Raw genomic sequence first — 11,474 nt, forward strand, 5'->3', positions numbered from 1 at the left:
ACCCGGCAGGGCGTAACACCGGGCGTCCCAACGGTCCCGGTTCTACATTGGACGTAGCGCGTCCCCGCCGAGGTCCGGAGTCCATCATGCCGGTCGCACAAACGCTTGAAGTGGATGTCCTGCGTCGACAGGACCCCGAGCTCGCCGAGATCCTCCTCGGGGAACTGGACCGGCAGTCGACGACGCTCCAGTTGATCGCGGCCGAGAACTTCACCTCGCCGGCCGTGCTGGCCGCGCTGGGGTCGCCGCTGGCGAACAAGTACGCCGAGGGGTATCCGGGCGCCCGGCACCACGGCGGATGCGAGATCGTCGACGTCGCCGAGCGGGTCGCGATCGACCGGGCGAGGTCGCTCTTCGGCGCCGATCACGCCAATGTGCAGTCGCACTCCGGGTCTTCGGCCGTCCTCGCCGCGTACGCCGCCCTGCTGCGCCCCGGCGACACCGTACTGGCGATGGGCCTGCCCTTCGGCGGTCACCTCACGCACGGGTCGCCCGCGAACTTCTCCGGACGCTGGTTCGACTTCGTCGGGTACGGGGTGGAGGCGGACACCGGGCTCATCGACTACGAGCAGGTGCGGACCCTCGCGCGCACGCACCGGCCCAAGGCCGTCGTGTGCGGCTCCATCTCCTACCCCCGGCACATCGACTACGCCGCCTTCCGGGAGATCGCCGACGAGGTGGGCGCCTATCTCATCGCGGACGCCGCCCACCCCATCGGGCTCGTCGCGGGCGGCGCGGCGCCCAATCCGGTGCCGTACGCCGATGTCGTCTGCGCGACGACCCACAAGGTGCTGCGCGGGCCGCGCGGCGGAATGATCCTGTGCGGCGCCGAGCTGGCCGAGCGGGTCGACCGGGCCGTGTTCCCGTTCACCCAGGGCGGCGCGCAGATGCACACCATCGCCGCCAAGGCCGTCGCCTTCGGCGAGGCGGCGACTCCGGCCTTCACGGCGTACGCCCATCAGGTGGTCGCCCATGCGCGGACGCTGGCGGCGGCGCTGGAGGCGGAGGGGCTCGCGATCACCACGGGCGGCACCGACACCCATATGCTGATCGCCGATCCCGCGCCGCTCGGCGTCGACGGACGCACCGCCCGTGGGCGCCTCGCCGCCGCCGGAATGGTCCTCGACACCTGTGCGCTGCCCCACGGGGACGCCCGTGGCCTGCGGCTCGGTACGGCGGCGCTCACCACCCAGGGCATGGGCGAGGCGGAGATGGAGCGGATCGCCGTACTGTTCGCGGGAGTGCTGCGGGACGACATCGACGGCAGACAAGCGCGTGAAGAAGTGCGGGAGCTGACCGGAAGATTTCCGCCCTATCCCGGCTAGAGAGGGGCAGGCGCGCCCCCGGGCTCAGCCACTCGTGCAACCATCGTCGCTACCCGGAAGTCCCCAACCGTATGCGCACATCGCTAGGGTGTGGGGCTGAGATGGCCAGCGAGACCTGTGGGGAAGCCTGTGCGTGAATACCTGCTGACGCTCTGCATCACGGCCGCGGTGACGTATCTGCTGACAGGGCCGGTACGCAAGTTCGCGATCGTGGCCGGAGCCATGCCGGAAATTCGTGCGCGCGATGTGCACCGGGAACCCACTCCGCGGCTCGGCGGCATCGCGATGTTCTTCGGGCTGTGCGCGGGCCTGCTGGTCGCCGACCACCTGAAGAACCTCAACGCGGTCTTCTCGAACTCCAACGAACCGCGCGCCCTGCTCTCCGGCGCGGCGCTGATCTGGCTGATCGGCGTCCTGGACGACAAGTTCGAGATCGACGCCCTGATCAAGCTGGGCGGTCAGATGATCGCCGCGGGTGTGATGGTCATGCAGGGTCTGACGATCCTGTGGCTGCCGATCCCCGGTGTCGGCCTGGTCGCGCTGACCCAGTGGCAGGGCACCCTCCTCACCGTCGCCCTCGTCGTGATCACCATCAACGCCGTGAACTTCGTGGACGGCCTCGACGGCCTCGCCGCCGGCATGGTGTGCATCGCGGCCGCCGCGTCCTTCCTGTACGCCTACCGGATCTGGTACTCGTACGGCATCGAGGCCGCGGCCCCGGCGACGCTGTTCGCGGCGGTCCTGATGGGCATGTGCCTGGGCTTCCTGCCGCACAACATGCATCCCGCGCGGATCTTCATGGGCGACTCCGGCTCGATGCTCATCGGGCTGGTGCTCTCCGCCGGCGCGATCTCCATCACGGGGCAGGTCGACCCCGACGCGATGAACCTGTTCTCCGGTTCGGAGCGCAACACCGTGCACCAGATGGTGCCCGTCTACATCCCGCTGCTGCTGCCGCTGACGATCATCGCGGTGCCGGCCGCCGACCTGGTGCTCGCCATCGTGCGGCGCACCTGGCGGGGCCAGTCGCCCTTCGCCGCGGATCGCGGCCATCTGCACCACCGTCTTCTCGAGGTCGGCCACTCGCACAGCCGGGCGGTCCTGATCATGTACTTCTGGTGCGCGACGATCGCCTTCGGCGCCCTCGCGTACTCGGTCAACTCAGGTGCCATGTGGAGCGTGCTCGTCATCGTGGCGCTCAGCGCGGTCGGCCTCGTGCTGCTCCTGCTGCCCCGCTTCACGCCGCGCGCCCCGCGCTGGGCCGAGCACCTGGTGCCGCCGCGCTACCGCCGGCGCAGGGCCGCCTCCGTGGCAACTGCCGGGGCGGCCGAGCCGTCCGTCACACACGGGACGGCGGCCGAGGAGGAGACGGAGGAGGCCCGCGAACACCGTGCCCCGGTCGCCGCGGGAGTCTCAGGAGTCAACGGAGCGACGGCAATTGGCCCCCGTTCGCGCTTCCTGGATCGGCGCAAAGCCGGGTCGTCGCGCTGACGCAAGGTAAGAATCTGACTAACGCGTTGCCAAGTCGTGGGGGTGCAAAGCTCCCCAATACCAGACAACTTGGCGTTCTGGGCGCACAGACGCGCAGCGTCACTCTCATGTGTGACAGCGAGCACACCTTCTAGGTAAAGACCGCATCAAATAGTTTGTGATACCGTTCACGAGAACCCGGGACAGAGCCGAAGGACCCTAGTGCGACGGTCCTTTGGCGTGAGGTTCCCTCTCAGCCCGGGACTACGCTCGTCCATGACGACACGCCCCCCTTAGCAAGCGGAGTTGCCGCCATGCCGTCCAATGACGTCCGGATTCTCCTTCAGGCCGCTGTGCCCACAGCTGCCGTCGGCGCGATTGCCGCCGTCGTCAGCGGCGTGGTCGCGGGCGGCAAGGGAGCCATCGGGGCGATCGTCGCGACGCTGGTCGTGATCCTCTTCATGGGAATCGGGCTCTACGTACTGCAGCGCACCGCCAAATCGCTTCCGCACCTGTTCCAGGCGATGGGCCTCATGCTCTACACGGCGCAGATTCTTCTGCTGTTCATCTTTGTCGCCGCGTTCAAGAACACGACGCTGTTCAATCCCAAGGCTTTCGCGATCTCGCTCGTCGCCACCACGCTCGCGTGGATCGGCGCACAGGCGCGTGCTCAGATGAAGGCCAAGATCCTTTACGTCGAACCCGACTCCTCGAAGGGCGACAAGCCCGAAAAGACGGGGCACTCGTCGTGAGGGGTAGGGCCGGAATAAGTGCGCGTAAGAGATCCTGCTATCGTCCGGTGCCAACTGCGGCATCGCGGGCGCGGGCATCTGAGCTGACGCCTGCTCAATCGCGAGGCTTGATGCCCCACAGCCGCCCCCACATCCGTAACACCAGTCCAGTGCCGAACCGCGGCTGTGCGCCGCGCCGACACAACGAGGTTGCCGTACCTATGCGCCACGCTGAAGGAGCCCGCGGTGAGTGCTGACCCGACGCAGGTGCTCGCCTTCGAGACCGACTGCCACATCTTCGCCGACTGTGGCTTCCCCGCTCCCGGCCTGCACTCGTTCCTGTTCGAGCCCCTGTGGGGTGACGGCGACAGCAACGTGTACTTCAACAAGACGATGCTCCTGGCGCTGCTCGGCTCGATCATCGTTGTCGGCTTCTTCTGGGCCGCCTTCCGCAAGCCGAAGGTCGTCCCGGGCAAGCTCCAGATGGTCGCCGAGGCGGGCTACGACTTCGTCCGACGCGGCGTCGTCTACGAGACCATCGGCAAGAAGGAAGGCGAGAAGTACGTACCTCTGGTCGTCTCGCTCTTCTTCTTCATCTGGATGATGAACCTCTGGTCGATCATTCCGCTCGCCCAGTTCCCGGTCACGTCGATCATCGCGTACCCCATCGTCCTCGCGGCGATCGTCTACATCACCTGGGTCTCGCTGACGTTCAAGCGGCACGGATTCGTCGGCGCGTTCAAGAACTTCACCGGCTACGACAAGTCGCTGGGCCCGGTTCTCCCGCTGGCCATGTTCATCGAGCTCCTCTCGAACCTGATCGTCCGGCCGTTCACGCACGCCGTACGACTCTTCGCGAACATGTTCGCCGGTCACACGCTGCTGCTGCTCTTCACGATCGCCAGCTGGTACCTGCTCAACGGCATCGGGATCGCCTACGCGGGTGTCTCGTTCATCATGGTGATCGTCATGACGGCCTTCGAGCTGTTCATCCAGGCCCTGCAGGCGTACGTGTTCGTGCTGCTGACCTGCACCTTCATCCAGGGCGCGCTCGCCGAGCACCACTGAGCCTCCTGCCTCTGATCCCCTAGTCGTCCGGTGGCCAACCCCCACCGGATCCATGAAAGAGAAGGAAGACACCGCATGTCTGCCATCCAGACCCTTGCTGCTGAAGGCGTTTCCGGTTCGCTCGGTTCGCTCGGTTACGGTCTCGCCGCGATCGGTCCCGGCGTCGGCGTCGGCATCATCTTCGGCAACGGCACCCAGGCCCTCGCCCGTCAGCCTGAGGCTGCCGGTCTGATCCGCGCCAACCAGATCCTCGGCTTCGCCTTCTGTGAGGCGCTCGCCCTCATCGGTCTGGTCATGCCGTTCGTCTACGGCACCTGATCTACCCGATCAGCGACAGCCCACTAGACGAAAGGCACTGACATGAGCCAGCTGCTCATTCTGGCGGCCGAGAAGGAAAACCCTCTCGTCCCGCCGATCCCCGAGCTTGTCATCGGCCTGATCGCCTTCGTCATCGTCTTCGGTTTCCTCGCCAAGAAGCTCCTCCCGAACATCAACAAGGTTCTGGAGCAGCGTCGCGAGTCCATCGAGGGCGGTATCGAGAAGGCCGAGGCCCTTCAGACCGAGGCCCAGAGCGTTCTTGAGCAGTACAAGGCTCAGCTCGCCGAGGCCCGTCACGAGGCCGCGCGGCTGCGCCAGGAGGCGCAGGAGCAGGGCGCCACGCTCATCGCCGAGATGCGCGCGGAAGGCCAGCGGCAGCGTGAGGAAATCATCACCGCCGGTCACGCGCAGATCGAGGCGGACCGCAAGGCCGCGTCTCAGGCGCTGCGTCAGGACGTCGGCCACCTGGCCACCGACCTGGCCGGCAAGCTCGTAGGCGAGTCCCTTGAGGACCACGCCCGGCAGAGCCGCGTCATCGACCGTTTCCTTGAGGACCTTGAGGAGAAGGCCGAGGCCGCGCGATGAACGGAGCGAGCCGCGAGGCCCTGGCAGCCGCACGTGAGCGTCTCGACGCGCTGACGGACTCGACGTCCGTGGACGCGGCGCAGCTCGCCGACGAGCTGGCCGCCGTCACCGCGCTGCTCGACCGCGAGGTGTCGCTGCGTCGGGTCCTCACCGACCCGGCGCAGCCCGGCGAGGCCAAGGCCGAGCTGGCCGGTCGCCTGTTCGGCGGTCAGGTCAGCGGGTCGACCGCCGACCTGGTGGCCGGTCTGGTGCGCTCCCGCTGGTCGCGCTCGCGTGACCTGGTGGACTCCATCGAAGAGCTGGCCGCCACCGCCGACCTCACGGCGGCGCAGCGGACGGGCGCCCTCGACGACGTCGAGGACGAGCTGTTCCGGTTCGGCCGGATCGTCTCTTCGAACACCGAGCTGCGCGCCGCGCTGACCGACCGCGCCGCCACCAAGGCGGCCAAGAGCGAGCTGCTGCGCAGCCTGCTCGGCGGCCGGGCCAACGTGACGACCGAGCGTCTGGTGACGCGCCTGGTGACCGCTCCGCGTGGACGTAGCCTGGAAGCGGGACTCGAGTCCCTGTCCAAGCTCGCCGCCGAGCGCCGCAACCGCATGGTCGCCGTGGTCACCTCGGCGGTCGCGCTGAGCGACGGACAGAAGCAGCGCCTCGGCGCCGCTCTGGCGAAGCTCTACGGCCGTCAGATGCACCTCAACCTCGACGTGGACCCCGAGGTCCTCGGCGGGATCCGGGTGCAGGTGGGCGACGAGGTCATCAACGGCTCCATCGCGGACCGGCTTGAAGACGCCAGCCGCCGCATGGCCGGCTAGCAGCAACTCAATACGTAGTACGTACATACGGCCCTCGTTGGGCCGTGCAGAGGATTCACCTCTCTTAGGGGGGAGTCCCCATCCCCCCAAGTGAAACTTCGGGCCCAACAAGGAGAGCAGGGAACCCAGATGGCGGAGCTCACGATCCGGCCGGAGGAGATCCGGGACGCGCTGGAGAACTTTGTCCAGTCGTACAAGCCGGACGCGGCCTCGCGCGAGGAGGTCGGTACGGTCACCGTCGCCGGCGACGGTATCGCCAAGATCGAGGGTCTTCCCTCGGCCATGGCGAACGAGCTGCTGAAGTTCGAGGACGGAACCCTCGGTCTCGCGCTGAACCTGGAAGAGCGCGAGATCGGTGCGGTCGTCCTCGGCGAGTTCAGCGGTATCGAGGAGGGCCAGCCGGTGCAGCGCACCGGTGAGGTGCTGTCCGTCGCCGTGGGCGAGGGCTACCTCGGCCGCGTCGTCGACCCGCTCGGCAACCCGATCGACGGCCTCGGCGAGATCGAGACCACCGGCCGCCGCGCCCTCGAGCTGCAGGCCCCGGGCGTCATGGTCCGCAAGTCGGTGCACGAGCCGATGGAGACCGGCTACAAGGCCGTCGACGCGATGACCCCGATCGGCCGCGGCCAGCGTCAGCTGGTCATCGGCGACCGTCAGACCGGCAAGACCGCGCTGGCCGTCGACACGATCATCAACCAGCGCGACAACTGGCGCTCGGGCGACCCGAAGAAGCAGGTCCGCTGCATCTACGTCGCCATCGGTCAGAAGGGTTCGACCATCGCCTCCGTGCGTGGCGCCCTCGAAGAGGCCGGCGCGCTGGAGTACACGACCATCGTCGCCGCCCCGGCGTCCGACCCGGCCGGCTTCAAGTACCTGGCGCCGTACACCGGTTCGGCCATCGGCCAGCAGTGGATGTACGACGGCAAGCACGTCCTCATCATCTTCGACGACCTCTCGAAGCAGGCCGACGCCTACCGCGCCGTGTCCCTGCTGCTGCGCCGTCCGCCGGGGCGCGAGGCCTACCCCGGTGACGTCTTCTACCTGCACTCCCGTCTGCTGGAGCGCTGCGCGAAGCTCTCCGACGACATGGGCGCCGGTTCGATGACGGGTCTGCCGATCGTCGAGACCAAGGCGAACGACGTGTCGGCGTTCATCCCGACCAACGTCATCTCCATCACCGACGGCCAGTGCTTCCTGGAGTCCGACCTGTTCAACGCCGGCCAGCGTCCGGCCCTGAACGTCGGTATCTCGGTCTCCCGCGTCGGTGGCTCCGCCCAGCACAAGGCGATGCGCCAGGTGTCCGGCCGTCTCCGCCTCGACCTCGCCCAGTACCGTGAGCTGGAGGCGTTCGCCGCCTTCGGTTCCGACCTGGACGCCGCGTCGAAGTCCCAGCTGGAGCGCGGTCAGCGTCTGGTCGAGCTGCTCAAGCAGCCTCAGTACCAGCCGATGCCGACCGAGGACCAGGTCGTCTCCGTGTGGGCCGGTACCACCGGCAAGATGGACGACGTACCGGTCTCCGACGTCCGCCGCTTCGAGAAGGAGCTCCTGGAGTACCTGCACCGCAAGGAGCAGGGCCTCATGACCTCCATCAAGGAGGGCGCGAAGATGTCGGACGACACCCTCACCGCCATCGCGGACGCCATCGCGGACTTCAAGAAGCAGTTCGAGACCTCGGACGGCAAGCTTCTCGGCGAAGACGCTCCGGCCGCCGCGGCCAAGTGACGACGGAAGGGACCTGACTCATGGGAGCCCAGCTCCGGGTCTACAAGCGTCGTATCAAGTCCGTCACCGCGACCAAGAAGATCACCAAGGCGATGGAGATGATCGCCGCCTCGCGCGTCGTCAAGGCGCAGCGCAAGGTGGCGGCCTCCGCGCCGTACGCGACCGAGCTCACCCGCGCGGTCACGGCGGTCGGCACCGGCTCGAACACCAAGCACCCGCTGACCACGGAGGCGGAGACGGCGACCCGTTCCGCGGTGCTGCTCCTCACGAGCGACCGCGGACTGGCCGGCGCCTTCAACTCCAACGCCATCAAGGAGGCGGAGCAGCTGACCGCCCGCCTTGAGGCCGAGGGCAAGGAGGTCGACACGTACATCGTCGGCCGCCGCGGTCTCGCCCACTACAACTTTCGCGAGCGCAAGGTCGTGGAGTCGTGGTCGGGCTTCACCGACGAGCCCAGCTACGCGGACGCGAAGAAGGTCGCGGGTCCGCTGATCGAGGCCATCGAGAAGGAGACGGCTGAGGGCGGCGTGGACGAACTCCACATCGTCTACACCGAGTTCGTCTCGATGATGACGCAGACGGCGGTCGACGGCCGCCTGCTGCCGCTGCGCCTCGAAGAGGTTGCGGAGGAGGCGCCCAAGGGCGAGATCCTTCCGCTGTACGAGTTCGAGCCGTCGGCGGAGGACGTCCTCGACGCCCTCCTGCCGCGGTACGTCGAGAGCCGTATCTACAACGCGCTGCTCCAGTCGGCTGCCTCCAAGCACGCCGCCACCCGCCGCGCGATGAAGTCGGCGACCGACAACGCGGGAGACCTGATCACCACGCTCTCCCGCCTTGCCAACGCGGCCCGCCAGGCCGAAATCACCCAGGAAATCAGCGAGATCGTCGGTGGCTCCGCAGCCCTGGCCGACGCGACCGCGGGGAGTGACAGGTAATGACGACGACAGTTGAGACGGCCGTTGCCACGGGCCGCGTCGCCCGGGTCATCGGCCCGGTCGTCGACGTGGAATTCCCCGTCGACGCCATGCCGGACATCTACAACGCCCTTCACGTCGAGGTGGCCGACCCGGCCAACGCCGGCGAGAAGAAGACGCTGACCCTGGAAGTCGCCCAGCACCTGGGTGACGGCGTGGTCCGCACGATCTCCATGCAGCCCACCGACGGTCTGGTCCGTCAGGCCGCGGTCACCGACACCGGAACGGGTATCTCCGTCCCGGTCGGTGACTTCACCAAGGGCAAGGTGTTCAACACCCTCGGTGAGGTGCTGAACTCCGACGAGAAGTACGACGGCGAGCGCTGGACCATCCACCGCAAGGCCCCGCGCTTCGACGAGCTCGAGTCGAAGACCGAGATGTTCGAGACCGGCGTCAAGGTCATCGACCTTCTCACCCCGTACGTCAAGGGTGGAAAGATCGGTCTGTTCGGCGGTGCCGGCGTCGGCAAGACGGTGCTCATCCAGGAGATGATCTACCGCGTCGCCAACAACCACGACGGTGTCTCCGTGTTCGCCGGTGTCGGTGAGCGCACCCGTGAGGGCAACGACCTCATCGAGGAGATGTCGGACTCGGGCGTCATCGACAAGACCGCCCTTGTCTTCGGCCAGATGGACGAGCCCCCGGGCACCCGTCTGCGCGTGGCCCTCGCGGGTCTGACCATGGCGGAGTACTTCCGCGATGTGCAGAAGCAGGACGTGCTGTTCTTCATCGACAACATCTTCCGCTTCACGCAGGCCGGTTCCGAGGTCTCGACCCTGCTCGGCCGTATGCCCTCCGCGGTGGGCTACCAGCCGAACCTGGCCGACGAGATGGGTCTCCTCCAGGAGCGCATCACCTCGACCCGTGGTCACTCGATCACCTCGATGCAGGCGATCTACGTCCCCGCGGACGACCTGACCGACCCGGCCCCGGCCACCACGTTCGCCCACCTCGACGCGACGACGGTTCTCTCCCGTCCGATCTCCGAGAAGGGCATCTACCCGGCCGTGGACCCGCTGGACTCCACGTCCCGCATCCTGGACCCCCGCTACATCGCGGCGGACCACTACGCGGCCGCGATGCGCGTCAAGTCGGTTCTTCAGAAGTACAAGGACCTTCAGGACATCATCGCGATCCTCGGTATCGACGAGCTGGGCGAGGAGGACAAGCTCACCGTCCACCGTGCCCGTCGCGTGGAGCGCTTCCTGTCCCAGAACACCCACGTCGCCAAGCAGTTCACCGGCGTCGACGGGTCGGACGTCCCGCTGGACGAGTCGATCGTGGCCTTCAACGCGATCATCGACGGTGAGTACGACCACTTCCCGGAGCAGGCGTTCTTCCTGTGCGGTGGCATTGAGGACCTCAAGGCCAACGCCAAGGAGCTCGGCGTCTCCTGAACTTCGTGTTCATGAAGAGGGGCGGGTGCGTCCCGCCCCTCTTCGTACGCCTACTAGACTTTGACCCAACACCCGGCAGTAACGCCGGGTGGTGACCCGAGGAGCCCACCTTGGCTGCTGAGCTGCACGTCGAGCTCGTCGCCGCGGACCGCAGTGTCTGGTCCGGCGAGGCCACCCTGGTCGTCGCGCGTACCACGTCCGGCGACATCGGCGTCATGCCCGGTCACCAGCCGCTTCTCGGTGTGCTGGAGTCGGGCCCGGTGACCATCCGTACGAGTGATGGTGGAACGGTCGTCGCCGCGGTGCACGGCGGTTTCATCTCGTTCGCCGACAACAAGCTGTCACTGCTGGCCGAGATCGCCGAGCTGTCGGACGAGATCGATGTCCAGCGCGTGGAGCGGGAGCTCGAGCGCGCGAAGGCGGAGGGCGATGCCTCCGCCGAGCGTCGCGCGGACGTCCGCCTGCGTGCGGTGGCGGCGCGCTGAATCCAGCGCGCACGGAATGATGTGACTCAGCCGCGGCCGGGACTGGAGATATCCAGACCGGGCCGCGGCTGAGGCGATGCGGGTGCTTTTTTCCGTTTCATTACCTGCTTTACCTAGGAGACGAGGAGGTCGGTGTCGATGGTCCTCGCTCTGACTGTGTGCGGGTTGGTAGTGGCGCTCGTGGTGGTGGGGCTGTTCGTCTTCGGCCTCCGCCGCCGGCTGATCCAGCGCTCCGGCGGAACGTTCGACTGCAGCCTGCGCTGGGACGTCCCCGAGAAAGGCGACCCCAACGGCAAAGGCTGGAGCTACGGGGTCGCCCGCTACAACGGCGACCGCATCGAGTGGTACCGCGTCTTCTCCTACGCCCCCCGCCCGCGCCGCACCCTGGAGCGCTCGTCGATCGAGGTGGCGGGCCGCCGCGCCCCCGAGGGCGAGGAGGAGCTGGCGCTGCTCTCCGACGCGATCATCCTCGTCTGTCTCCACCGCGGGACACGCCTTGAGCTGGCGATGAGCGAAGACGCGCTGACCGGTTTTCTCGCGTGGCTGGAAGCAGCCCCGCCCGGTCAGCGCGTCAACGTTGCTTAGTA

General features: G+C 67.4%; 12 protein-coding genes. All 12 read left to right on the forward strand.

All coding sequences use genetic code 11. From position 1 onward, the window contains the following. Positions 1–86 precede the first annotated feature (86 nt). Positions 87–1,325, forward strand: coding sequence for a serine hydroxymethyltransferase (gene glyA / locus OG975_RS32595; RefSeq protein ID WP_406332889.1), 1,239 nt, complete (start codon positions 87–89; stop codon positions 1,323–1,325). A gap of 129 nt (positions 1,326–1,454) precedes the next feature. Next, a complete protein-coding gene (locus tag OG975_RS32600; protein ID WP_406332890.1) occupies positions 1,455–2,816 on the forward strand; it encodes an MraY family glycosyltransferase in 1,362 nt (453 codons plus the stop codon). Between the two features lie 293 nt (positions 2,817–3,109). After that, positions 3,110–3,547, forward strand: a complete 438-nt coding sequence (locus tag OG975_RS32605; RefSeq protein ID WP_330307327.1) for a hypothetical protein — start codon at positions 3,110–3,112, stop codon at positions 3,545–3,547. A gap of 225 nt (positions 3,548–3,772) precedes the next feature. Further along, positions 3,773–4,594 carry a F0F1 ATP synthase subunit A gene (gene atpB / locus OG975_RS32610; RefSeq protein WP_406332891.1) on the forward strand — a complete coding sequence of 274 codons (822 nt, stop codon included), beginning with the start codon at positions 3,773–3,775 and terminating at the stop codon, positions 4,592–4,594. Between the two features lie 75 nt (positions 4,595–4,669). Then, positions 4,670–4,912 carry a F0F1 ATP synthase subunit C gene (locus OG975_RS32615; RefSeq protein ID WP_406332892.1) on the forward strand — a complete coding sequence of 81 codons (243 nt, stop codon included), beginning with the start codon at positions 4,670–4,672 and terminating at the stop codon, positions 4,910–4,912. A 42-nt stretch (positions 4,913–4,954) separates the two neighbouring features. After that, entirely contained in the window at positions 4,955–5,497 is a 543-nt protein-coding gene (locus tag OG975_RS32620) for a F0F1 ATP synthase subunit B (RefSeq protein WP_381260593.1), read from the forward strand. Continuing rightward, positions 5,494–6,309 carry a F0F1 ATP synthase subunit delta gene (locus tag OG975_RS32625; protein WP_406332893.1) on the forward strand — a complete coding sequence of 272 codons (816 nt, stop codon included), beginning with the start codon at positions 5,494–5,496 and terminating at the stop codon, positions 6,307–6,309. The genes OG975_RS32620 and OG975_RS32625 overlap by 4 nt, the downstream gene beginning before the upstream one ends. 129 nt (positions 6,310–6,438) lie before the next feature. Next, positions 6,439–8,031, forward strand: coding sequence for a F0F1 ATP synthase subunit alpha (gene atpA / locus OG975_RS32630; RefSeq protein ID WP_406332894.1), 1,593 nt, complete (start codon positions 6,439–6,441; stop codon positions 8,029–8,031). A gap of 20 nt (positions 8,032–8,051) precedes the next feature. Then, a complete protein-coding gene (locus tag OG975_RS32635) occupies positions 8,052–8,966 on the forward strand; it encodes a F0F1 ATP synthase subunit gamma (RefSeq protein WP_406332895.1) in 915 nt (304 codons plus the stop codon). Beyond that, positions 8,966–10,402, forward strand: a complete 1,437-nt coding sequence (gene atpD / locus OG975_RS32640; protein WP_406332896.1) for a F0F1 ATP synthase subunit beta — start codon at positions 8,966–8,968, stop codon at positions 10,400–10,402. The genes OG975_RS32635 and atpD overlap by 1 nt, the downstream gene beginning before the upstream one ends. 110 nt (positions 10,403–10,512) lie before the next feature. After that, entirely contained in the window at positions 10,513–10,887 is a 375-nt protein-coding gene (locus OG975_RS32645) for a F0F1 ATP synthase subunit epsilon (protein WP_327431774.1), read from the forward strand. A 138-nt stretch (positions 10,888–11,025) separates the two neighbouring features. Beyond that, the gene (locus tag OG975_RS32650) at positions 11,026–11,472 is read left to right on the forward strand and encodes a DUF2550 domain-containing protein (RefSeq protein ID WP_327431775.1); all 447 of its coding nucleotides are present in this window, start codon (positions 11,026–11,028) and stop codon (positions 11,470–11,472) included. Positions 11,473–11,474 lie beyond the last annotated feature (2 nt).

The organism is Streptomyces sp. NBC_00203 (assembly GCF_045206325.1).
GTDB classification, from domain to species: Bacteria; Actinomycetota; Actinomycetes; order Streptomycetales; family Streptomycetaceae; genus Streptomyces; species Streptomyces lutosisoli.

What these genes read in the sequence shown, in the direction of transcription:
- glyA (WP_406332889.1), top strand. Translation starts at nt 87, where the DNA reads ATGCCGGTCGCACAAACGCTTGAAGTGGATGTCCTGCGTCGACAGGAC.
- OG975_RS32605 (WP_330307327.1), top strand. Translation starts at nt 3,110, where the DNA reads ATGCCGTCCAATGACGTCCGGATTCTCCTTCAGGCCGCTGTGCCCACA.
- OG975_RS32615 (WP_406332892.1), top strand. Translation starts at nt 4,670, where the DNA reads ATGTCTGCCATCCAGACCCTTGCTGCTGAAGGCGTTTCCGGTTCGCTC.
- OG975_RS32620 (WP_381260593.1), top strand. Translation starts at nt 4,955, where the DNA reads ATGAGCCAGCTGCTCATTCTGGCGGCCGAGAAGGAAAACCCTCTCGTC.
- OG975_RS32625 (WP_406332893.1), top strand. Translation starts at nt 5,494, where the DNA reads ATGAACGGAGCGAGCCGCGAGGCCCTGGCAGCCGCACGTGAGCGTCTC.
- atpA (WP_406332894.1), top strand. Translation starts at nt 6,439, where the DNA reads ATGGCGGAGCTCACGATCCGGCCGGAGGAGATCCGGGACGCGCTGGAG.
- OG975_RS32635 (WP_406332895.1), top strand. Translation starts at nt 8,052, where the DNA reads ATGGGAGCCCAGCTCCGGGTCTACAAGCGTCGTATCAAGTCCGTCACC.
- atpD (WP_406332896.1), top strand. Translation starts at nt 8,966, where the DNA reads ATGACGACGACAGTTGAGACGGCCGTTGCCACGGGCCGCGTCGCCCGG.
- OG975_RS32650 (WP_327431775.1), top strand. Translation starts at nt 11,026, where the DNA reads ATGGTCCTCGCTCTGACTGTGTGCGGGTTGGTAGTGGCGCTCGTGGTG.